The organism is Tamlana sp. 2_MG-2023, from assembly GCF_030548465.1.
Classification (GTDB): Bacteria; Bacteroidota; Bacteroidia; order Flavobacteriales; family Flavobacteriaceae; genus Pseudotamlana.
This window is the reverse complement of the sequence record NZ_JAUOSF010000005.1, coordinates 374,260-394,930: the sequence shown is the minus strand read 5'-3', so window position 1 is coordinate 394,930 and position 20,671 is coordinate 374,260. Positions and strand designations below refer to the sequence as shown.

Genomic DNA, 20,671 nt, shown 5'->3' with positions numbered 1-20,671 from the left:
TTAAAAAAAGATTGTTTGATAGTCTAGTTTTAACTCAAACTAAAGTCGGCAAAAGTACCACAACTTGAGACTATCAAACAACCTACTAATTATAATTTATTATTAAAATTTATAAGTAAAGTTTGCAATTAAAGCTCTTGGTGTTTGCGGCGTAATGGTTGTCCAACCTTTATAATATTCTTTATTAAACGCGTTATTTAACTTTAAAGCCACACGGTATTGTTCTGCTTGATAAAATAAAGACGCATTAAAAATGGTATAGCTTGGTAAAATAAAATCACCCGTGTTCGCATAATTAATAGCAAAACGTTCGCTAGCACCGTTAAATCCAGCTCCCATTCCGAAGCCATCTAACAGCCCTTCTTGAAATTCGTAGTTTGCCCAAAAGTTATAAAGATTTTCTGGACCCGCTTCAAGCGGACGCTTACCTAAGATATTCACATTATCAGATTCGGTCGTTTCACTAAAGTTATTACTAAAACCAGCTCTTAGGTTTAATCCGTCAACAGGATTAGCATTTACTTCAAGTTCAAAACCTCTACTCACCACTTCACCACCTTGAATTTTATTAAAAGGCGAACTTGGATCTGTGATCACTTGATCGGTCACTTTAATATCATAATAACTTACAATGGCATTTAAACGATTTGAGAATAAATTGGTTTTAACACCAAATTCTAATTGATTGGCTTGCTCTGGATCAAAAGTTTTCAAGGTTTGTGCACCTGCACTAGGATCGCCAACTAATGTTGGAGCTACGTTTGTAAATCCGTTTTGATAGTTGGCAAAAACAGATAACTTATCTTGAATTGGCTGAAACACCAATCCGAATTTAGGCGAAAAGGTACTTTGGTCATAGTCATCTTCAGAGTTAGACAAATCACCTTTATTATCAAAATGATCAAATCGAATACCTACCATAGCGGAAAGACTTTCAGTAATATTCAATACATCTGAAGCATAGATACTAAAAATATTATATTCTGATTTGATATTATTTACCGTTGCAGAAGCTAAAGCAGCATCAATTCCTGAAGCTGATAAAGGATAACCGTCTTCGGTAGTACCATCAGCTTGAACGCTTCCGTAGTATGCATAACTTGTACTGTTATCCACACTTGTGGTGTTTAAATAATCGATTCCAACTACCATTTTATTTCTTAATCCTAAAACGTTAAAGTTTCCGATAAAATTTTGCTGAATATCGGCAGTTTCAGTAGTTGCATTTTGTTTATTTATAAATCTTGAAAAAGTATCTACTGGATTTCCACCCAAATCATATAAATAACTATAGTATCCTTTTGTAGAGGTGCTACTTCTTGAAAGAAGCGTTTGTGATTGCCATTGATCAGACAATTTATAATCCATTTCTACTCTGTAATTTTGAGTAGGATTTTCTAATGTAATATCGTTACTCGTGAATGATAGTTTATTATCATAACCTAACTCATCCAAATTACTAGCAATACTTGGCGCTCCTCTGTTTAAGAATAAAAACATCGGGTTGGTTTGTTCGGCCTGTGTAATTTCTCCATAAAATGAGAATGATAGTTTATTATTCACCTTATACGAAAGTGAAGGCGCTACAAAAAATGATTGTTTAAATCCTGCATCCTGAAAGCTTTCAGATCGCGAAAAAGAAGTATTTAATCTGAAATAAATATTCTTGTCTTTGTCTAAGGCCGTGTTGAAATCTCCAACAATTTGATTTAACCCGTAAGATCCTGTAGTAAACGATAGTTCACCGCCTGTACCTACAAATGGTTTTTTAGTCACTACGTTTATTAATCCCCCATAAGAGCTTACTGCATTACCAAATAAAGTTGCTGAAGGCCCTTTGATAACTTCTATACGCTCAATATTAGCCGCGTTAATCGTTCCGTTGGTTAAACCAGGAAGACCGTTTACCAACTGTGGCTGTACAGCAAACCCCCGTAAAGAATAGTAGCCTGCACCATCGCCACCTCTACCGGTAGATGTCCATAGGTTTTCTACCCCTGCAGCATTTTTTAACGCATCATCAAAGTTAGTAACCACTTGAGATTCTAGCAAGCTCGTAGTAATGGTACTGTAAACTTGTGGGTTTTCGATATCTTTTAATGGTAATTTAGAAACGTAGGCCGTTTGCTTTCTAGAGAATTTATTTCCGTCTCCACCATAAACAACCACTTCATTTAAAATTTCGTTGCCTTCATAAAGTGTAATGATACCTAAGTCCAAATTCTGATTAGCCATAACCGAAATCTCAACTTCTTTAGTTTTGTATCCTAAAAAAGAAAAAGACAACGTATAGCTTCCCGCTTCAATATTTTCGAGATTAAATTCTCCCTGCGCATCTGTTTCTGTTCCTGTTGTTGTGTTTTTCAACACCACATTAACGTTCTCAATAGGTTGAAAAGCTGAGTTATTTACAACACCTAACACGTCGTTGTTTTGAGAGAATCCTAAGAAAGAAAGGGTTAAAAATAATAAGCAAGTAATTTGATATTTCATTTAATTTTATTTAAACCAATTATAAATAGTAAATTTTTCGGCAAATGTAATTGCTGAACTCCTTACTCCCAAATTATTTATAATAAATCTAAATAAAATCTTAATTTTAATATATTAAGCCTGAAAACACTTACGACAAACGGTAAATTCTACCAATATAATCTTATGTTTTAAGTTCGTTTTACCTCTTGTAAACCACCAGATATAACTATAAAAAAAATCTCAGATTAAAAATTAACCTGAGATTTTATTATGAATTTCTACTTGTAGCGCTAACCACAAGATTTTACTTAAAAGGTGTTCAATTTATTCCTCTTCTTCTTTATGATCGTCTTGAACAGCTTCGTCACGATACTTACAGCAAGGATGTACACTGTTATAAGCTTCATCAGTAGCTTTTAAATCTTTAGTATCATGGCCTACTTCTAACACACTAGCTTCAATAGCTTCTAGATTTGTTTTTCTTTCGTCATAGATTAAAGCAAGCTCATGTGTGTTAACATCCCAAACGGCAGATTTTACACCTTTGGTTTTAAAACAGGCTTTTTCAATTCTAGTTTTGCACATTAAACATACGCCGTCGACTTCAATAGAAGCTCTAGCGTTTTTATTTTGTGCGAATGACACAGTCCCAACAAGGAGCATGAATACAATAATTACTTTTTTCATTTTTTTTATAGGTTTTAATAGTTTATTAATTTGAATTATATTTTTAACCGAAAACCTGCATAATACAGACTTCCAAAAATAGGACCATACACAAAAGTAGTGTCAAAATTTGATCCAAAAGGATCGTTTGCCGCTAAAATAGGGTTTGATTGCCTTAAGTTGGTAATATTCTCTCCCCCTACATAGATTTCAAATTTAGGCGAAAACACCTTAGTCACTTGTGCATTTAAAGTTGATAAGGTTGGTGTATAATCTGGAAGTTGATAAGCTACCGGATTACTTGCTGTGGAAGAAAAACGCTGTTCGCCTAACCAGTTAAACGTGGCATCAAACTTCCAATGCCCACCATTTTCTTTTGGCGCTGTTTCATAGGAAGCATTAGCAAAAAAACGATGTTTTGGCACCAATGGCTTATCTAACAACCCTGACTCGAACTGGGTTTTCACTTCATAATATTTATAAGCCAATCTGACATCGAAATGTTCAAAAGCGTTGTAATTTAATTCAGCTTGAAAACTATTAGCGTAACTCTTTCCTTCTAAGTTATAAAAATTGACTTCTAAAGGGTTTTCATAATCGACAACCACCTGGTTGGTAAAATCGGTTTTGTAATAGTCTAAAGTGATATCGGCTTTTCTTCCGAATAAATTAAAGCCTTGTAAATAGGATATGCCATAATTCCAAGCAATTTCAGGATCTAAACCATAAATGTTTCCGTTTGAATTCTGAATATTAAAGGTTCTAGACGTCGCAAACATCTGTTGATTTTCAGCAAAAATATTAGCACTACGTTTACCTCTTCCGAAAGACATTCGAAATGCTGATTTTTCCCAAGGCGTATATTTCGCATGAAACCTCGGCGTAATAAACGTACCTAATAAATTATTATGATCAATACGAATACCTGCTGTTAAATTCAGTTTTTCTAAATTATCATAGTTATATTCAAAGAAAGCACCAACGTCATATTCAGTACGCTCATAATTTGAGTCAAGATTTGAAGCTACTAAAAACTCATCATAATGATCATAAGTGTAGCTCAACCCTGTTTTAATTTTGTGTCTGGAATCGCTAATAATCGAACTATACATCGCACTGGTGTATAAACTATTCTGTGTGATATCGTATTGATTTAAACCAAAATAAGATTCTTGCTCATGACTGCTAAACGCCGCTTGAACGCCAATTTTCTGATAAGGAATATTCGGATTCACATAACCAAACTTCCCTGAAACCTCATAACGTTTAGTATCAATTTCACTTCCCCAAGCGTTTGTAGTCAGTTTATCCGTATTCGGATCAAAATCTAACTCCCCTGTTTGCTTTTCATCATTTAGAAACTTTAAATTGATGAAACTTACCAAGCCTTTTTCAGCATTAGTATACTGCCAACGGTTCATAAGGTTTATTTGGTTGTATTTGGGCATATCAAGAAAACCATCATGATTCACATCGTGTTCCGCATTGTGTGAGTTTCCGTGTAAATACAATCCGGTATCCCATTTGTCACTCACTTTTGTGTTGATATGGGTGTTAATTTCCATACGCTGACTGGAAGCGCCATACACATTTACAAACACTTTATCATCTGTTAGTGGCTTTACTAATTCGGCATTAATTTGTCCTGCTATGCTTTCATATCCATTTACAACACTCCCCGCTCCTTTGGTGATTTGAATACTTTCCACCCAAGTTCCTGGGATAAAGCTTAATCCGAATGCCTGTGAAGCGCCACGAATGGAAGGAATGTTTTCAGTGGCTATTAAAATATACGGACTCGTAAGACCCAACATTTTAATTTGGCGTGTTCCTGTAACCGCATCGGCAAAGTTCACATCAATGGACGGGTTGGTTTCAAAACTCTCTGCGAGGTTACAGCAGGCCGCTTTAAGCAACTCATCACTGCTAACGGTAAATGTGTTTGTAGCTTTTAAATATGATTTGGATGTGGCTTGTTTTCGCGATTTTATAGTAACCGCATCTAAATTATCGGTGGGCTCAAGCCAGTGTTTAACTGGCTTTGTAGAATTAACAGTAATGGTATCTGTTTTAAACCCGATATAACTTATCACCAGTTTTTTATATTCTGGTTTATAAGGTATGCTGAACTCACCATCAATATTGGTTACAGCTCCAACCGTCGTATTGAGCCAATAGACATTAGCTCCGGGTAACAACAGATTTTTATTTTCATTATTTGCTTCTAAAATAACACCTTCAAGCTGCTCTTGAGAAAAGAACATCGTAGGCACTAGTAAAAGCACATAAAATATATGTTTCATTGAATTAAAATTTGATTTTATATTATTCACTAACTATTTCCACAAATTGAAAATAGACCTGTACTCTACATGCACAACATGAAGAGTATCCTTTTTAAAAGGTTACAATGAATATAAAATCAAATGATAAAAACCTGGTCTAAAACCTGAATATCGGTAACCAGTTTTGGAGGAGCATAATTTTTATGTGGAATCTCATGCTTTTCTAGGCTTTCAAAACCAAAAATATAACTGTGTGTAAAAGCATAAAGAAATTGTTGCTGCTCAAACTCTAAATCGTCGTAAGAAGAAATTGTTAGTTCATCTTGCCCTTGAACAACATTCATTTCGTCTTTACAGCAGGTTTTCTTCTGAAGTATTTCTAAGGCTTCCATTTCACATTTATCGGCTTCGACAAAAACCGAAACATCAACTAAAACATCACCACAGAAATGCTTTTCAATGGTAAAAGATACCGTTGAAAACAACACCAGCAATGCTAGTATACTTGTAAAACCTTTATGTAAAATTGTCTTTAACACCATACAAAAGTACAAAATTGAATATTCCTATAAACTTTTTATTACCGCTTTAACATTTTGATACACCATCAACTTTTAAGCTTATGGTAATAAAACGCAGGTAATAATAAAATTAAAATAATGGGTTGAATTAAAAAACGACGCATATTAAAAAACATATAATAGTCTTCTTGTCTGGGACGAATCACGAAGTATAAATAAGCAGACATTAAAATTATAAAGACAAGTACATAAACAACCGCAGATAACTTAACCATACTTTTATCTAAGAAAACCACATAAATTATAGCTAAAGAAATAACTGCATTTAAAACATACCGCAATGTTGTAAACCCAACAAGTTTGGCCACTTCTCTACGCGGACTATCGATATACAAATAATCATTTTCAAAAAAACTTAAATACGGGTCGTAAAACAGAGTGTCTTCAAAAAACCGAATTAAAATCAGCATCAAAAACAAAAAAGACAAGGCTAATATTTTATACGCTCTAGACATGCTTTTTCTTAAGTTTAGAAAAACGATTCACCCAAATCACCCAAAGTAAAAACACCATACCATAAATAATACCAGGAAATACCACGTTATGCAAAACCTCTTCGTATTCAGGGAAAAGATACAGACCTATAGCCAAAACTGCGATACGCAATAAATTAACGATATAAATCAACACACTTCCAGACAAAATGTAAATAGTAGTTATTTTGAACGTACCGGAAAAAGCAATTATAAAAGAGATAAATAATATAATAACGCTTAAGGCATTACAACCTTCAACTATACGTGCTAAATATTCACCATTTAGAAGCAATTTTAAAGATGGTTCGTTAGGGTGTTTTAATACTTCACTTTGATAACCAAAAAACTCTAACAACTCACTTGTTTGTAAACCAACGAGATTGGTAAAATAATCTGGATAATATATTGAACCATCAGAAAACTCTAAATAAAAGCTATAAATTACAGACAAAGCCACATACACCCCTAAAAAAGTAAGCATGAACTTTATAACCGATTTGTATTTAATGAATAAGGCTTTCAAGGGTATGTTATCAGCACTTATATTGTTCAAACGCGCTGCTATGTACTTTTAGTTAAAGAAATCTATTAATGTTATCTTAATCAATTTTCAAATTACGCCATTTTAAATACTTTTACCAAAACCTTTTGAAATTATGATTTTTGAACAACTAAAACCTCAAATAGAAGCCATAGTCTCTAATGACATAAAAACTGTAGACGAGCGCCTATATAGTATTTGCGAACTATTAGAAAAAAGCATCGATTACTACAATTGGGTTGGTTTTTATTTCAGTGACGCCAAAAAAGAAGAACTTCATTTAGGCCCTTATGTTGGCGAACCTACAGACCACACCGTGATTCCTTTTGGAAAAGGGATTTGCGGACAAGTTGCTTTAAGCAACAAAAATTTTGTGGTGCCCGATGTTAAAGCCCAAGATAATTACATCGCGTGCAGCATTACGGTAAAAGCTGAAATTGTAGTTCCTATTTTCAAAAACGGCGAAAACATTGGTCAAATTGATATTGACTCCAACACCCCTGACCCTTTTACAGAATTTGACGAACCATTTTTAGAGTTTGTTTGCGAAAAAGTAGCCTCCATCCTTCCTTAACTCAAAATTATAACAGAAACTTTAATTCATATTCATTGTTAAGTGTTTAATTTCTCGGCTTTATTGCACAAAGTATAACCTTTTTTAAGAAATCAAAGCTTGTTTTTTAGAAGAAATAAGTACTTTTGCACTTATTTTCAAAACTCAGTGTAAAGCGCTGATAAACACGATCAAATTATTTTTAAAACAAATAATTAAAAAACATAACACAATAGAAATGAGCAACGAGAAAACAATTAAATCTGCCTTAATTTCAGTATTCAGTAAAGATGGCTTAGAACCAATAGTTAAAGAACTTGACAAACAAGGTGTTACCATTTATTCTACTGGTGGTACAGAAAAATTTATTAACGATTTAGGTATCAAAGTTGTTCCTGTTGAAGATGTTACTTCATACCCTTCTATTCTTGGTGGTCGCGTAAAAACATTACACCCTAAGGTTTTTGGAGGTATTTTAAACAGACAAAACCATGATGGTGATGTTGCTGAGTTAGCCGAATACGAAATTCCACAAATTGATGTGGTGATTGTTGATTTATACCCGTTTGAAAAAACAGTGGCTTCTGGTGCTAGCAACCAAGATATTATTGAAAAAATCGATATCGGAGGTATTTCTTTAATCCGTGCTGCAGCTAAAAATTATGCAGATGTTATTTGTGTATCTTCAGTTAATGATTATGCTGAATTCTTAGAACTTATTTCTGCTAATAACGGAAGTATTTCTGAAGAAGACAGAAAACGTTTTGCTGGAAAAGCATTCAACGTATCTTCTCATTATGACACAGCAATCTTCAACTATTTCAATCAAAATAATGAAGAAACTGTTTTAAAAATAAGTGATCAAAACGGTAAAACATTACGTTACGGTGAAAACCCACACCAAAAAGGATTTTTCTTCGGAAATTTTGATGAATTATTCACAAAACTTCACGGAAAAGAATTAAGCTACAACAACCTATTAGATGTTGATGCAGCGGTTAATTTAATGAATGAATTCAAAAATGACGCACCAACATTCGCCATTTTAAAACATAACAACGCTTGTGGTTTAGCGCAACGTGACACCTTACACCAAGCTTATGTTGATGCTTTAGCTGGAGATCCAGTTTCTGCTTTTGGTGGTGTTTTAATTAGTAATAAAGAAATTGATTTAGCTACGGCTGAAGAAATCCATAAATTATTCTGTGAAGTAGTTATCGCACCTTCATTTTCCGCGGAAGCGCAAGAATTACTTCAAGGAAAAAAGAATAGAATCTTATTAGTCATTCACGATATTGAATTACCAAAAACAAACGTAAGAAGCTGTTTAAACGGTGTTTTAGTTCAAGACAGAAATAACATTACAGATACTGCTGAAGGTTTAACAAACGTGACTACTTTAGCGCCTACGGATGGTCAAGTAGCCGATTTATTATTTGCTTCAAAAATTTGTAAGCACACGAAATCGAACACCATTGTTTTAGTTAAAGACAATCAACTTTGTGCTAGTGGAACCGGACAAACAAGTCGTGTAGATGCTTTACAACAAGCCATTCACAAAGCAGAATCTTTTAACTTCGATTTAAAAGGCGCTGCCATGGCGAGTGATGCATTCTTCCCTTTCCCTGACTGTGTAGAAATTGCTAAAAATGCTGGAATTACCTCTGTTATTCAACCAGGAGGATCTATTAAAGATCAATTAAGCATCGATTATTGTAACGCTAATGATGTGGCTATGGTGATGACAGGAACACGTCATTTCAAACATTAAAAAATCACAATATTACGTCTCATCGGTTTTTATTCGCGTTTCTAACCGTCTAAAAACCGATGAAAAACGTATAACACTCTGAACCTATATTTTAATCATAAAATGGACGGCGTAAATCGTGTATATTTATATACTTTTATTACATTTACGGAATTCGTTATCAACTACTTTAAAACATTTAATAGCACATGGGCTTTTTTGACTTCCTAACCGAGGAAATTGCGATAGATTTAGGTACCGCCAATACTCTTATTATACACAACGACAAAGTAGTTGTTGATGCGCCTTCTATAGTAGCTCGTGATAGGGTTTCAGGAAAAATTATTGCAGTTGGCCAAGAAGCCAGCTTAATGCAAGGTAAAACCCATGAAAATATTAAAACAATTCGACCATTAAAAGATGGTGTAATTGCCGATTTTGATGCTTCGGAACAAATGATGAGTATGTTTATTAAAAACATACCTGCTTTAAAAAAGAAATTCTTCACCCCTGCGTTACGTTTAGTTATTTGTATTCCTTCAGGAATTACTGAGGTTGAAATGCGTGCGGTTAAAGAAAGTGCCGAACGTGTTAATGGTAAAGAAGTTTATTTAATTCACGAGCCTATGGCTGCGGCTATTGGTATTGGGGTAGACATCATGCAACCTAAAGGAAACATGGTGGTAGATATAGGTGGTGGTACTACAGAAATTGCCGTTATCGCTTTGGGTGGTATTGTTTGCGATAAATCGGTTAAAATTGCAGGTGATGTATTTACAAGTGATATTGTTTATTACATGCGTACACAGCACAATTTATATGTGGGTGAACGTACTGCTGAAAAAATAAAAATTCAAATTGGTGCAGCCACTGAAGATTTAGAGTTACCTCCAGAAGACATGAGCGTTCAAGGGCGTGATTTGCTTACAGGAAAACCTAAACAGGTTCAAATTTCTTATAGAGAAATCGCCAAAGCCTTAGATAAATCAATTTTAAGAATTGAAGATGCGGTTATGGAAACCCTATCTCAAACGCCTCCAGAATTAGCTGCCGATATATACAACACTGGTATTTACTTAGCAGGAGGAGGTTCGATGCTTCGTGGTTTAGACAAACGTTTATCTCAAAAAACAGATTTACCGGTTTACATTGCTGAAGATCCTTTACGTGCCGTAGTTAGAGGTACTGGTATAACACTTAAAAACTTACCTAAATTCAAAAGCATATTGATAAAATAAGAACCTTTATAAAATACCATGCAACAAATTATTAATTTTATAATTCGGTTTAAAAACTTTTTGTTGTTTTTGTTTCTGTTTTGTATTGCGCTTACTTTCACAATTTTATCACACTCTTACCATACTAGTAAATTTATTAATTCGGCAAATTTCTTCACGGGTGGTTTTTACAAATCATTTCATCACATAAGTCGTTATATGAATTTAAATTCACAAAATGATTTATTAGCTGAAGAAAATCGTGCCTTACGCGACTTATTGTATAATACTGAATCGCTTGATGATTCAACGTATATAGATACGGCTTCGTACAAAAATGATTACCGTGTATATTCTGCACAGGTTATTAAAAACAGCTACTCCATTACTAATAATATTCTTACCCTTAACAAAGGAAAGAAAGACAGTATCCAACAAGATCTTGGTGTTATTTCTTCAAAAGGTATTATTGGAATTATTGAAAAAACCAGTGCTAATTACTCCAGTGTACTTTCTATTTTAAATACAACCAGTCGTATTAGTGCCCAATTAAAAAAGACGAATCATTTTGGAACTTTAGTTTGGGAAGGTGTTTCTCCTGAATATATAAAACTTATTGATATTCCTAAAATTGCACCGGTTCAGCCAGGAGATACAATCATTACATCGGGACGCTCTTCTATATTTCCAAAAGGTATTCAAATAGGTATCGTTAATGATTTTAAATTAGATCAAACTGAAAACTATTACGAAGTTCAAGTAAAATTATTCAACGATATGACCGATTTAGAACACGTTTATATTATTGAAAATTTACATACCGAAGAAATTAAAAGCCTACAAAGAGAAAGCGCCGATGAATAGTATTCTATCCGTACATACCGTCCGTTTTATTATCTTAATCTTGTTACAGGTTTTAATACTAAACCACATCAATTTTTTAGGCTATATAAACCCTTACATTTATATCTTATTCATTGCATTATACCCGATAAAAAATAATCGTATTACGATAATTTTTTTAAGTTTTTTATTAGGAATGATAATAGATATCTTTCAAGATTCTGGAGGTATACACGCCGGAGCTTCTGTATTTATTGCCTACGCTCGACCAGTGTTTTTAAAATTTGCCTTTGGAACGATGTTCGAACACCAAATTTTAAAATTCAATACAATTGAGTTCAGTTCAAAACTTACCTATTTTACATTGTTAACCTTTACGCACCATTTTGTTCTATTTACTTTAGAGATATTTAGCTTTTCTAAGATAATATTAATACTAGAAAAAACGTTGTTTTCAAGTATATTCACTATTTTATTAAGCATCATACTCACTATCATATTTAGTAAAAAAATAAAATGAGACAATTTTTACTTTTCATTTCTATAATTGTTGTTGGACTCATATTCATTGCGAGGCTCTTTTACCTTCAAGTTTACACCACAGGATCACACAGCCTCTTTGCTGATAACGCCATTAGAAAAGTTTACGATTACCCTAAAAGAGGTTTTGTTTTCGACAGAAACGGCAAACTCCTGGTTTCCAACCAGCCCTCTTATGATGTGATGGTTATCCCAAGAGAAGTAGAACCATTAGATACTTTAGAGTTTTGTAATTTATTAAAGATCACTAAAGATCAATTTTTAGCTAAATACGAGAAATCTAAACATTACTCTCCAAGACTGCCTTCTGTTTTTGTATCTCATTTATCCAAAGAAGACTACGCTGTATTACAAGAAAAAATGCGAAAGTTTCATGGATTTTATATTCAGAAACGTTCCCTTAGACATTACGAAGCAAGCATAGGCGCCAATGTACTTGGTGACCTTGGAGAAGTAAATAATAGAACCATCGAAAATGACCCCTACTATAGAATGGGGGACTTAATAGGAAAACAAGGCATAGAAGCTTCATACGAAAATACGCTTCGAGGTGTGAAAGGAATTAAATTTATCCAAAAAGATCGCTTTAATAGAAATATCGGTCCTTATAAAAACGGAGAATTTGATACCATACCAGAACCAGGTAAAGACATTACAATTACGATTGACTCGGATTTGCAAGCTTACGGTGAACTATTAATGCGCAACAAACGTGGTGGTGTTATTGCGATAGAACCAGCAACAGGAGAAATCTTAGCTATGGTCGCTGCGCCTACTTACGACCCTAATCTTTTGGTAGGAAGAGACAGATCAAAAAACTTTACAAAACTCTACAACGACTCCATAGCCAAACCGCTTTTTAATAGAAGTTTACAAGGAGTTTATGCCCCTGGATCACCGTTTAAATTAATGAATGCGTTAATATCATTACAAGAAGGTGTGACAACACCAAAGGAAACTGTTACTTGTTACCGCGGCTATCATTACGGAAGAAGTTTCATGAAATGTCACTGTGCTAGCGGAACAAGGAACAACATGATATCGGGAATACAACATTCTTGTAATGCCTATTTTGCAACCATGTACCGCAAAATATTGGATAAAAATGGTAATGCTTCAGAAGGCATCAACGTTTGGAGCGAACATGCAAAAAGTTTCGGTTTAGGTGAGTTCTTGAATAACGACCTATTTGTTGGTCAGAAAGGTAGAATACCAGACCGTGAGTACTATAAATATGCCTATCCGAAAACATTCTATTCCAGCTATACCGTTTCCAATGCCATCGGCCAAGGGGAAGTAGCTACCACACCAATACAATTGGCTAATATGGCAGCAGCTATAGCTAATAGAGGCTACTTTTACACCCCGCATATTATAAAAAATATAGAAGACGAAACTTTACCTGAACAATTTACAAAACCCAAGTATACAACTATAGACAGCCAACACTTTGATCCCGTTGTTGAAGGTATGCATGAAGTTTACAAACGAGGTACAGCAGCCTCTCTACAAGTTAGAGGCATTGATATTTGTGGAAAAACAGGAACAGTTGAAAATTTTATAAAACTGGATAGTACTAAAGTACAATTAACAGATCATTCGATCTTTTTAGCTTTTGCTCCCAAAGAAAATCCTAAAATTGCAATCTCTGTCTTTGTTGAAAACGGTTACTGGGGAAGTAGATACGCAGGTAAAATCGCCAGTTTAATGATTGAGAAACATTTAAGAGACACCATCACCAGAACCGATTTAGAAACTTGGATTCTAAAACACAGCTTAGAGGATGAATACGCTAAACCTTATTCGGGCAAACCCTTTGGAATAAACGGACGTTCTGCATTTCAAGTGGTCGACGATGAAGAATATGCCGAATTAAGAGCCTTGCTTGAACAAATAAATAACCCTGACAAATAAATGGTTAGAGAAACGAATAGACACTTTAAATTCGATTGGATTACAATTCTACTGTTCTTTTGCTTAGTTGGCTTTGGGTGGCTAAATATACTATCAGCTTCCCATGTAGGAACCGAGGTTAATTATTTCGACTTTTCTCAGCCGTTTGGAAAACAACTCGTTTTCATCTTTTGCACCATACTATTAATAACACTGCTACTCGCAATTGATGCTAAATTCTACGAACGCTTTGCCAGTGTGATATACGTTATTTCCATGCTTTCGCTCGTCGGTTTATTTGTATTTGGTAAAAATGTAAACGGCGCAACTTCCTGGTATGGTATTGGAAGTTTCACACTCCAACCCAGCGAATTTGCTAAAGCTGCAACAGCTCTGGCAGTTGCTAAGTTCGTAAGTGATTTAAACACCAATTTAACCTTCTTTAAAGACCAGATAAAGGTATTTGCAATCATCATTACCCCTGCCATTTTAGTTTTACTACAAAACGATACAGGAAGTACTATTGTTTACGGTGCTTTCTTTTTTGTTTTATACCGTGAAGGTCTTCCTAAATACTATTTAAATATTGCGGTTTCATTAATTCTTATCGCTATTTTATCATTAAAATTCGGAGCTGTGATCACGTCAATTATTGCCGTTTTTGTAGCCATTGCCATCTACTTTTTCAATAAAAGAAAATTTCGAGTTCATCATATTATCATGATGTTAGCCGTAGCTATTGCCGTATCTTTCAGCATCAAATTATTTTATAATAACATATTACAACCCCACCAAAAAGACAGAATTAGCCTTTGGTTAAATCTTGAAAAAGACCCGATCAAACTTGATCAAATGAAAAAAACCTTCGCTTATAACCTTAATGAATCTGAAAAAGCGATTGGTAAAGGTGGTCTCTGGGGAAAAGGTTTTATGCAAGGTACAAGAACCACGGGTAAATTTGTTCCAGAGCAACATACCGATTATATATTTAGCACCGTTGGTGAAGAATGGGGGTTTGTAGGAAGTAGCCTGGTGGTTATAACTTTTGTTTTACTCCTTTTGCGTATCCTTCATTTGGCTGAATTACAAAAGTCACAATTCAGTAGAATATACGGGTATAGTGTTGCCGCTATCGTTTTCATTCACTTTTTGATTAATATTGGAATGGTTATGGGTTTAATTCCAACCATTGGAATTCCGTTACCCATGTTTAGTTATGGTGGTTCCGGACTATGGGCGTTTACCATATTAATTTTAATTTTTGTGAAGTTAGATTCCAATAGAATTAATGAATGGTAATTTCTGAATTGGTTTTATTAAATTTAAAAAAACGCATTACACTACCCTTATTTTCACGCATGAAACCATTATTCTATCTCATAACGGCTTTACTTTTAACTGTGAGTTGTTCGTCTTCTCGTTCTTTTTCGGAAGCTGAAACAAAGTTAATAATGAGTGCCGATAGTTTAACACCTATGCGCGTTTATAAAATCACAAACCGAGAAGATTCTCTTTTACTTCGAACCCCAAGTGGAACAATAAAAGCAGATCCTAACAATCCAGCAATAAAGCATTTTGTTAGCAGACTTTTTGCCACAGTTAGAGACAGCATTTCAATGGGTGTTGGCATTGCTGCACCACAAGTAGGCGTCTTAAAAAACATTATTTGGGTACAACGTTTTGACAAAGAAAACATGCCTTTTGAAGTCTATTTAAATCCGAAAATCACCAAATACTCCAAGAAAAAGCAATCCGTTAGGGAAGGTTGCTTGTCAATACCTAATCGAAGTGATGTTTTAAATTGCAGGTCAAACCGCATTGAAATCGAATACGACACGATGGAAAACGAACACAAAAAAGAAACGGTAGAAGCTTTTACTGCTGTCATTTTTCAGCATGAAATTGACCACCTAAGCGGCATCCTTTATCTCGATCATTTGAAAAAAGAAATGGAAGATGCTAAAACTAAAACCACGAATGATTAGTCCTTTTTAAGCTCTAATTTTTCAGCAAAATAATCACAGAAATCTTTCATAGTAGCACTCATTTTATCATCCTGAGTAGCTCTATAAAACGTATCACTCATTGCCACTAAAGTTTGATGAAAAAACACTTTCATTTCGTCTACAGGCATATCTTTTGTCCACAAATCGATACGTAATGTTTCTTGAGTTTTAGCATCCCAAACAGCTAGCATCATTGCTTTTGCTTCTTCGTTCGTAATACCGCCATCTTGAGCCGTCCAATGCAACTTTTCCGGCACACGGTTTTCATCAAGTTCTACATTAAGCTCTATTTTAGATTGGTGTGTATTTGCCATTATTTTCTAGGTTTAAACTTTGAATTATTAAAAATGTCTTCGCTACTCTTTATTAGCATATCTTTTAGAGGCACATCGTTGTTTTCCATATAGGCGCAAACAATTTGCCATCCTATATATTGCCCCACACGACCTGGTGAATTGGCATCAATATCTTTAAGGTAAAATTTTGAAAAAGGGGCTGGATTTATAAATCGTGTAAGTAGCTTTGAGTCAGTACTATATAAAAGTTCCCGCTCAACAAAATAACGCCAAATATAACTTTCATTGGTTTTAGCCCAATCGTATTGCGCTTCACTATACCCAATGCGCTCAGCTTCTGTTTTAAACGGAATAACAGCATCCTTGAAATAAAGTTGCTTTCCGAAGTAAACCATTTCATCAAGCAACGATTTACGCTTCGCCTGAAAAATATACTTTTCAGAATACGTATCGGCTAAATCAACTACAATTTGACCTTGATTTAAGCCCTCTCTTAAATACATTGGAATACTTCCGTAGAATTTATGATCGGTACCCAAATAAGCATCTAATGCAATAACAGCAATGGTATCGGTAACAATAACACGGTTTCGGTAATCGACATCATTCGTAACAGTTATCAACCTTGGTGTATTGAACTCTGGGAAATAGTATTTTAGGTGATTGAATAAGGATTCTATCTCAAACTCGGTCGTTTCAAAATCTGAAAAGGACTTACGAACTTCATTAAACAGCTCAATTTGTAGAGAATCTGATTTTTTATCTATCCAAAATTCATCGGGATATCGATTTGAAAACATAAAAGGGTAGTCGGTTTTCAAGTCTTCCAAACCCTCTGGTGTCACTTCCGCAAATAACCTATCGAAACGTTCTACCTTAATATCTGTGTTTATTTTAGCAATCTCATTTTCTAGAGCATCTTCAGTTTTACAAGAAACCACTGTTACTAAAACAAACAGCATCCATAATTTCATTAAAAACTTAAACGTCATAAATTTTTATAAATTAAGTGTTTGGGTTATTTTTGTTTGCAAAGGTACTATTCTTTGACTTAAATTCATTTAAAATGCAAACAGAAAAAGTAATTGATCACATTGTAAATTGGCTAAAAGATTACGCAACTAAAGCTGGAGTAAATGGTTTTGTAATAGGGATTTCTGGTGGAGTTGATTCTGCTGTAACCTCAACATTATGTGCTAAAACGGGGCTAAATGTTTTATGTATTGAAATGCCTATTCATCAAGCGGAAAGTCATGTTTCTAGAGCTCAAGAACACATTGCACAGCTTAAAGCGCGTTTTGAAAATGTAAGTGATACACGTACCGACCTAACGCCTGTTTTTGAAGAATTTAAAACCGAAGTATTTTTTGATGGCGACCAAGCCACTGTTGATATGGCATTGGCCAACACAAGAGCGCGTTTACGTATGACTACTTTATATTACTATGCCGGATTATACGGTTTACTTGTTGCTGGAACAGGAAATAAAGTTGAAGACTTCGGAGTTGGCTTTTACACAAAATATGGCGATGGCGGTGTTGATTTAAGTCCGATTGCCGATTTGATGAAATCTGACGTTTTTGAATTAGCAAAAGCCTTAAATGTACCAGAATCGATTTTAAATGCAACCCCTAGTGATGGATTATTTGGTGATGCCAGAAGTGATGAAGATCAAATTGGAGCCACCTATCCTGAACTTGAATGGGCGATGCAAAAAGCCGCGGAAGGCAAGGTTTTAAGCGACTTTTCTGACAGAGAACACGAGGTATTTAGCATTTACAAACGTTTAAATAATGCTAACAAACACAAAATGATTCCTATACCTATCTGTGAAATACCTACAAATTTATCATAAGAATTGCAATTAATGTAAAAAATCATTACTTTTGCAGTAAGCTTAATCTCTCAATATAACTTGCTCTCTAATTAGTTATATTTAAAAAAGCTCTCTTATATTATGATAAATTTATTAATAGCAGACAATCATCCAATTACAAGAAAGGGACTCGAAGTACTTTTCTCTGCATCTCCTAACATTAATATTGTTGGTAGCGTAGACGATGGCGAGGCCATCCTTGAATTTGTAAAGAAAAATCCAGTAGACATTATTCTAACTGAAACTGATTTTCCGAAATTAAACGGATTAACAGTTTTACGTTATTTAAAGAATGACTACCCGGACATTAAAACAATTATTTTTAGTGCTCAACCAGAAGAGGTTTATGCCATTAACGCCATAAAAGCTGGCGCTGCAGGTTATTTAAACAAATCTGTTAATGTGATAACCATTAATGAGGCTATAATGAAAGTTCACGATGGCGGTATTTACTTAAGCAACGATTTAACGCAACAATTAGCGTTTGGATCACGAGTAAATAAAGGCGGTGCTTTTTACAAGAAACTTTCAACCAGAGAATCTGAAGTATTAAAACTTCTAACTATTGGTAAGAAAAACAAAGAAATATCTAAGGAATTAGATATAAACGAAAAAACAGTTAGTACTTATAAGGCACGTTTAATGCGTAAATTAAAAGTAACCAACTTGGTAGATTTAGTAAATCAAGCAAAATTAACGCAGGAGTTATAAAACCCGGTTAAGTTTTCTTGACAACAACATTTTTAGACTCGAATAGTCTTTTACTTCTTCAAGTATATTTCTATTCGTGTCTATTTTGTTATGTAAGGTTTCCTGTTGGAAGCCTTTTACTTTTTGATCTATTAAGAAACAACGTAAACTCAAAATCGTTTCACTTACTATTTGAGCAATAGTGACTTCCTTTTCTTTAGGAAAAATATCCATACGATTCCAATCGTCCAGGCTATAACGCTCATCTTCCATTAAAATGGTCGTGATTTCGTTGGCCATATCTTGATCTACTGAATTCACAAAAGTTTTAAGCTCAAACTCTGCATCTTGATTTAACCTATCTATAATCGTGTAATAAAGTATTTTGAATTGCGGATTACTAAACTCCATTTCATCATCTTGCAGATCTAAAAATATTTTTTCAAAAACCTTAGCTTGTTGAATCACAGGTTCCAACTCCAACTCACCTTTTTCATTTTCCTTAAAAACCAGATCTTCAAAATCCTTTGTTTTACTACCGTAAAGCAATAAAAGTTCAATAATTTTTCGCTCTAAAAGATATTGGACATCAACCTTCTGTTGTGGTTCTTCATGCTTTATTACCTGAAAAGCCTTTTGTTCAGATTGTGCTTTTTTGTTTTCCTCTTGGGTTTCCTTCTTATCAAGCTGTGCTAAAGTAGTGAATAGTACTTCTTCACTAATATCCATGATTCGAGCACATTCTTGAATATAAATTTCTTGTTTAATACGATCAGGTATTTTAGAAATACTGGTAATGATATCTCTTACCGTTTCAGCCTTTTTTATAGGATCATTTTTAGACTCTTCGAATAATACAGAAGCCTTAAATTGAATAAAATCTTTAGCGTTTTCACTCAAATAAGTTCCTAATTCATCAAGTGTATTTTGTTTAGCAAAACTATCAGGGTCTTCACCTTCCGGAAAAGTACACACCCGAACATTCATACCCTGCTCAAGAATTAAATCGATACCACGAAGCGAGGCACGCATACCTGCAGCATCACCATCAAAAAGCACCGTAATGTTTTTTGTAAGCCTATTAATTAATCTAATTTGCTCTGAAGTTAAAGCCGTTCCTGATGACGACACCACGTTGTGAATACCTGTTTGGTGAAACTGAATCACATCGGTATAGCCTTCAACTAAAAAACAATTATCCTCCTTTGCAATACTTTGTTTGGCTAAGTGAATACCATACAAAACTTTACTTTTATAATAAATTTCACTCTCTGGTGAATTTACGTATTTCGCTGCTTTTTTATCAGTGATGAGTATTCGCCCTCCAAACCCTAAAACACGTCCGCTCATACTCTTAATAGGAAACATCACACGGCCTTTAAAGCGATCAAAACGTTTATCTTCCTTAACTATGGTAAGCCCAGTTTTAGCTAGGTAATCTATATTATACCCTTTTTTCAAGGCTTCATCGGTAAAAGCTTGCCATTCATTTAAAGAATACCCTAAGTCGAATTTTTTAATCGTTTCTTCCGTAAAGCCACGTTCTTTAAAATAACTGAGCCCGATAGACTTGCCTTGATCGGTTTTATGCAATACGTTTTTAAAATATTCACTAGCAAACTCACTTACCAGGTACAAACTTTCTTTTTCGTTTGCTTTCTCCTTTTGCTCGTCGGATTGTACCGTTTCTTCAATTTCAATATTATACTTTTTCGCTAAATACCTTAAGGCTTCCGGGTAGGTAAAATGTTCATGCTCCATCAAAAATGACACGGCAGTCCCCCCTTTTCCTGTTGAAAAATCTTTCCAAATTTGTTTTACAGGAGACACCATAAAACTTGGCGAGCGTTCATCACTAAAAGGACTTAATCCTTTAAAATTACTCCCCGCTTTTTTTAATTGCACAAAATCGCCAATAACTTCCTCTACACGAGCAGTTTCAAAAATTTGGTCTATGGAAGAAGGTGATATCAAAGTATATTT

The 20,671-nt window shown here is 34.4% G+C and carries 18 protein-coding genes; 9 read left to right on the top strand and 9 right to left on the bottom strand.

What is annotated here, in order from left to right; all coding sequences use genetic code 11:
* Positions 1-102: 102 nt before the first annotated feature.
* The 6 genes from Q4566_RS11200 to xrtF all read right to left on the bottom strand — a co-directional run bounded on the left by Q4566_RS11200 (position 103) and on the right by xrtF (position 7,036).
* Positions 103-2,493, bottom strand: a complete 2,391-nt coding sequence (locus Q4566_RS11200) for a TonB-dependent receptor (RefSeq protein WP_303421176.1) — start codon at positions 2,491-2,493, stop codon at positions 103-105.
* Between the two features lie 306 nt (positions 2,494-2,799).
* The gene (locus Q4566_RS11195; protein WP_303421174.1) at positions 2,800-3,162 is read right to left on the bottom strand and encodes a heavy-metal-associated domain-containing protein; all 363 of its coding nucleotides are present in this window, start codon (positions 3,160-3,162) and stop codon (positions 2,800-2,802) included.
* 35 nt (positions 3,163-3,197) lie between these two features.
* A complete protein-coding gene (locus Q4566_RS11190) occupies positions 3,198-5,444 on the bottom strand; it encodes a TonB-dependent receptor (protein WP_303421172.1) in 2,247 nt (748 codons plus the stop codon).
* Between the two features lie 119 nt (positions 5,445-5,563).
* Positions 5,564-5,965: an HYC_CC_PP family protein gene (locus tag Q4566_RS11185; RefSeq protein WP_408056949.1), complete on the bottom strand. Its 402-nt coding sequence runs from the start codon at positions 5,963-5,965 to the stop codon at positions 5,564-5,566.
* A 68-nt stretch (positions 5,966-6,033) separates the two neighbouring features.
* A complete protein-coding gene (locus tag Q4566_RS11180; protein ID WP_303421168.1) occupies positions 6,034-6,462 on the bottom strand; it encodes an exosortase F system-associated membrane protein in 429 nt (142 codons plus the stop codon).
* The gene (gene xrtF, locus Q4566_RS11175) at positions 6,455-7,036 is read right to left on the bottom strand and encodes an exosortase family protein XrtF (protein WP_303421166.1); all 582 of its coding nucleotides are present in this window, start codon (positions 7,034-7,036) and stop codon (positions 6,455-6,457) included. The genes Q4566_RS11180 and xrtF overlap by 8 nt, the downstream gene beginning before the upstream one ends.
* A gap of 103 nt (positions 7,037-7,139) precedes the next feature.
* Between xrtF and Q4566_RS11170 the strand changes: the two genes are divergently transcribed.
* The 7 genes from Q4566_RS11170 to def all read left to right on the top strand — a co-directional run bounded on the left by Q4566_RS11170 (position 7,140) and on the right by def (position 15,805).
* A complete protein-coding gene (locus Q4566_RS11170) occupies positions 7,140-7,598 on the top strand; it encodes a GAF domain-containing protein (protein ID WP_303421164.1) in 459 nt (152 codons plus the stop codon).
* 217 nt (positions 7,599-7,815) lie between these two features.
* Entirely contained in the window at positions 7,816-9,348 is a 1,533-nt protein-coding gene (purH, locus tag Q4566_RS11165) for a bifunctional phosphoribosylaminoimidazolecarboxamide formyltransferase/IMP cyclohydrolase (protein WP_303421162.1), read from the top strand.
* Positions 9,349-9,536: 188 nt separating this feature from the next.
* A complete protein-coding gene (locus tag Q4566_RS11160) occupies positions 9,537-10,565 on the top strand; it encodes a rod shape-determining protein (RefSeq protein WP_303421161.1) in 1,029 nt (342 codons plus the stop codon).
* A gap of 18 nt (positions 10,566-10,583) precedes the next feature.
* Positions 10,584-11,408 (top strand): rod shape-determining protein MreC, encoded by an 825-nt coding sequence (mreC, locus tag Q4566_RS11155; RefSeq protein WP_303421159.1) that lies wholly within the window; start codon positions 10,584-10,586, stop codon positions 11,406-11,408.
* A 495-nt stretch (positions 11,409-11,903) separates the two neighbouring features.
* A complete protein-coding gene (gene mrdA / locus Q4566_RS11145; RefSeq protein ID WP_303421155.1) occupies positions 11,904-13,841 on the top strand; it encodes a penicillin-binding protein 2 in 1,938 nt (645 codons plus the stop codon).
* Complete coding sequence (rodA, locus tag Q4566_RS11140; protein WP_303421153.1) at positions 13,842-15,119, top strand: rod shape-determining protein RodA; 1,278 nt, start codon at positions 13,842-13,844, stop codon at positions 15,117-15,119.
* Between the two features lie 59 nt (positions 15,120-15,178).
* Positions 15,179-15,805: a peptide deformylase gene (gene def / locus Q4566_RS11135; protein ID WP_303421150.1), complete on the top strand. Its 627-nt coding sequence runs from the start codon at positions 15,179-15,181 to the stop codon at positions 15,803-15,805.
* On the opposite strand, the gene gldC is transcribed toward def, so the two are convergent.
* Both gldC and gldB read right to left on the bottom strand, forming a co-directional pair.
* Positions 15,802-16,140 (bottom strand): gliding motility protein GldC, encoded by a 339-nt coding sequence (gene gldC / locus Q4566_RS11130; RefSeq protein ID WP_303421148.1) that lies wholly within the window; start codon positions 16,138-16,140, stop codon positions 15,802-15,804. The two genes, def and gldC, sit on opposite strands and share 4 nt — an antisense overlap.
* On the bottom strand, positions 16,140-17,114 hold the full coding sequence (gldB, locus tag Q4566_RS11125; RefSeq protein ID WP_303421146.1) for a gliding motility lipoprotein GldB: 975 nt from the start codon (positions 17,112-17,114) through the stop codon (positions 16,140-16,142). Before gldB ends, gldC begins: the two co-directional genes overlap by 1 nt.
* Positions 17,115-17,188: 74 nt before the next feature.
* On the opposite strand from gldB, the gene nadE reads away from it, so the two are divergent.
* Entirely contained in the window at positions 17,189-17,977 is a 789-nt protein-coding gene (gene nadE / locus Q4566_RS11120; RefSeq protein WP_303421144.1) for an NAD(+) synthase, read from the top strand.
* 102 nt (positions 17,978-18,079) lie between these two features.
* Entirely contained in the window at positions 18,080-18,709 is a 630-nt protein-coding gene (locus Q4566_RS11115; protein ID WP_303421143.1) for a response regulator transcription factor, read from the top strand.
* Here Q4566_RS11115 and dnaG read toward each other — a convergent pair.
* The gene (gene dnaG, locus Q4566_RS11110; protein WP_303421141.1) at positions 18,704-20,662 is read right to left on the bottom strand and encodes a DNA primase; all 1,959 of its coding nucleotides are present in this window, start codon (positions 20,660-20,662) and stop codon (positions 18,704-18,706) included. The two genes, Q4566_RS11115 and dnaG, sit on opposite strands and share 6 nt — an antisense overlap.
* Positions 20,663-20,671 lie beyond the last annotated feature (9 nt).

Bases quoted from the DNA above. Each gene is read 5' to 3' on its own strand.
- Q4566_RS11200 (WP_303421176.1), bottom strand. From the start codon at position 2,493: ATGAAATATCAAATTACTTGCTTATTATTTTTAACCCTTTCTTTCTTA.
- Q4566_RS11195 (WP_303421174.1), bottom strand. From the start codon at position 3,162: ATGAAAAAAGTAATTATTGTATTCATGCTCCTTGTTGGGACTGTGTCA.
- Q4566_RS11190 (WP_303421172.1), bottom strand. From the start codon at position 5,444: ATGAAACATATATTTTATGTGCTTTTACTAGTGCCTACGATGTTCTTT.
- Q4566_RS11180 (WP_303421168.1), bottom strand. From the start codon at position 6,462: ATGTCTAGAGCGTATAAAATATTAGCCTTGTCTTTTTTGTTTTTGATG.
- Q4566_RS11170 (WP_303421164.1), top strand. From the start codon at position 7,140: ATGATTTTTGAACAACTAAAACCTCAAATAGAAGCCATAGTCTCTAAT.
- purH (WP_303421162.1), top strand. From the start codon at position 7,816: ATGAGCAACGAGAAAACAATTAAATCTGCCTTAATTTCAGTATTCAGT.
- Q4566_RS11160 (WP_303421161.1), top strand. From the start codon at position 9,537: ATGGGCTTTTTTGACTTCCTAACCGAGGAAATTGCGATAGATTTAGGT.
- mreC (WP_303421159.1), top strand. From the start codon at position 10,584: ATGCAACAAATTATTAATTTTATAATTCGGTTTAAAAACTTTTTGTTG.
- mrdA (WP_303421155.1), top strand. From the start codon at position 11,904: ATGAGACAATTTTTACTTTTCATTTCTATAATTGTTGTTGGACTCATA.
- rodA (WP_303421153.1), top strand. From the start codon at position 13,842: ATGGTTAGAGAAACGAATAGACACTTTAAATTCGATTGGATTACAATT.
- def (WP_303421150.1), top strand. From the start codon at position 15,179: ATGAAACCATTATTCTATCTCATAACGGCTTTACTTTTAACTGTGAGT.
- gldC (WP_303421148.1), bottom strand. From the start codon at position 16,140: ATGGCAAATACACACCAATCTAAAATAGAGCTTAATGTAGAACTTGAT.
- gldB (WP_303421146.1), bottom strand. From the start codon at position 17,114: ATGACGTTTAAGTTTTTAATGAAATTATGGATGCTGTTTGTTTTAGTA.
- nadE (WP_303421144.1), top strand. From the start codon at position 17,189: ATGCAAACAGAAAAAGTAATTGATCACATTGTAAATTGGCTAAAAGAT.
- Q4566_RS11115 (WP_303421143.1), top strand. From the start codon at position 18,080: ATGATAAATTTATTAATAGCAGACAATCATCCAATTACAAGAAAGGGA.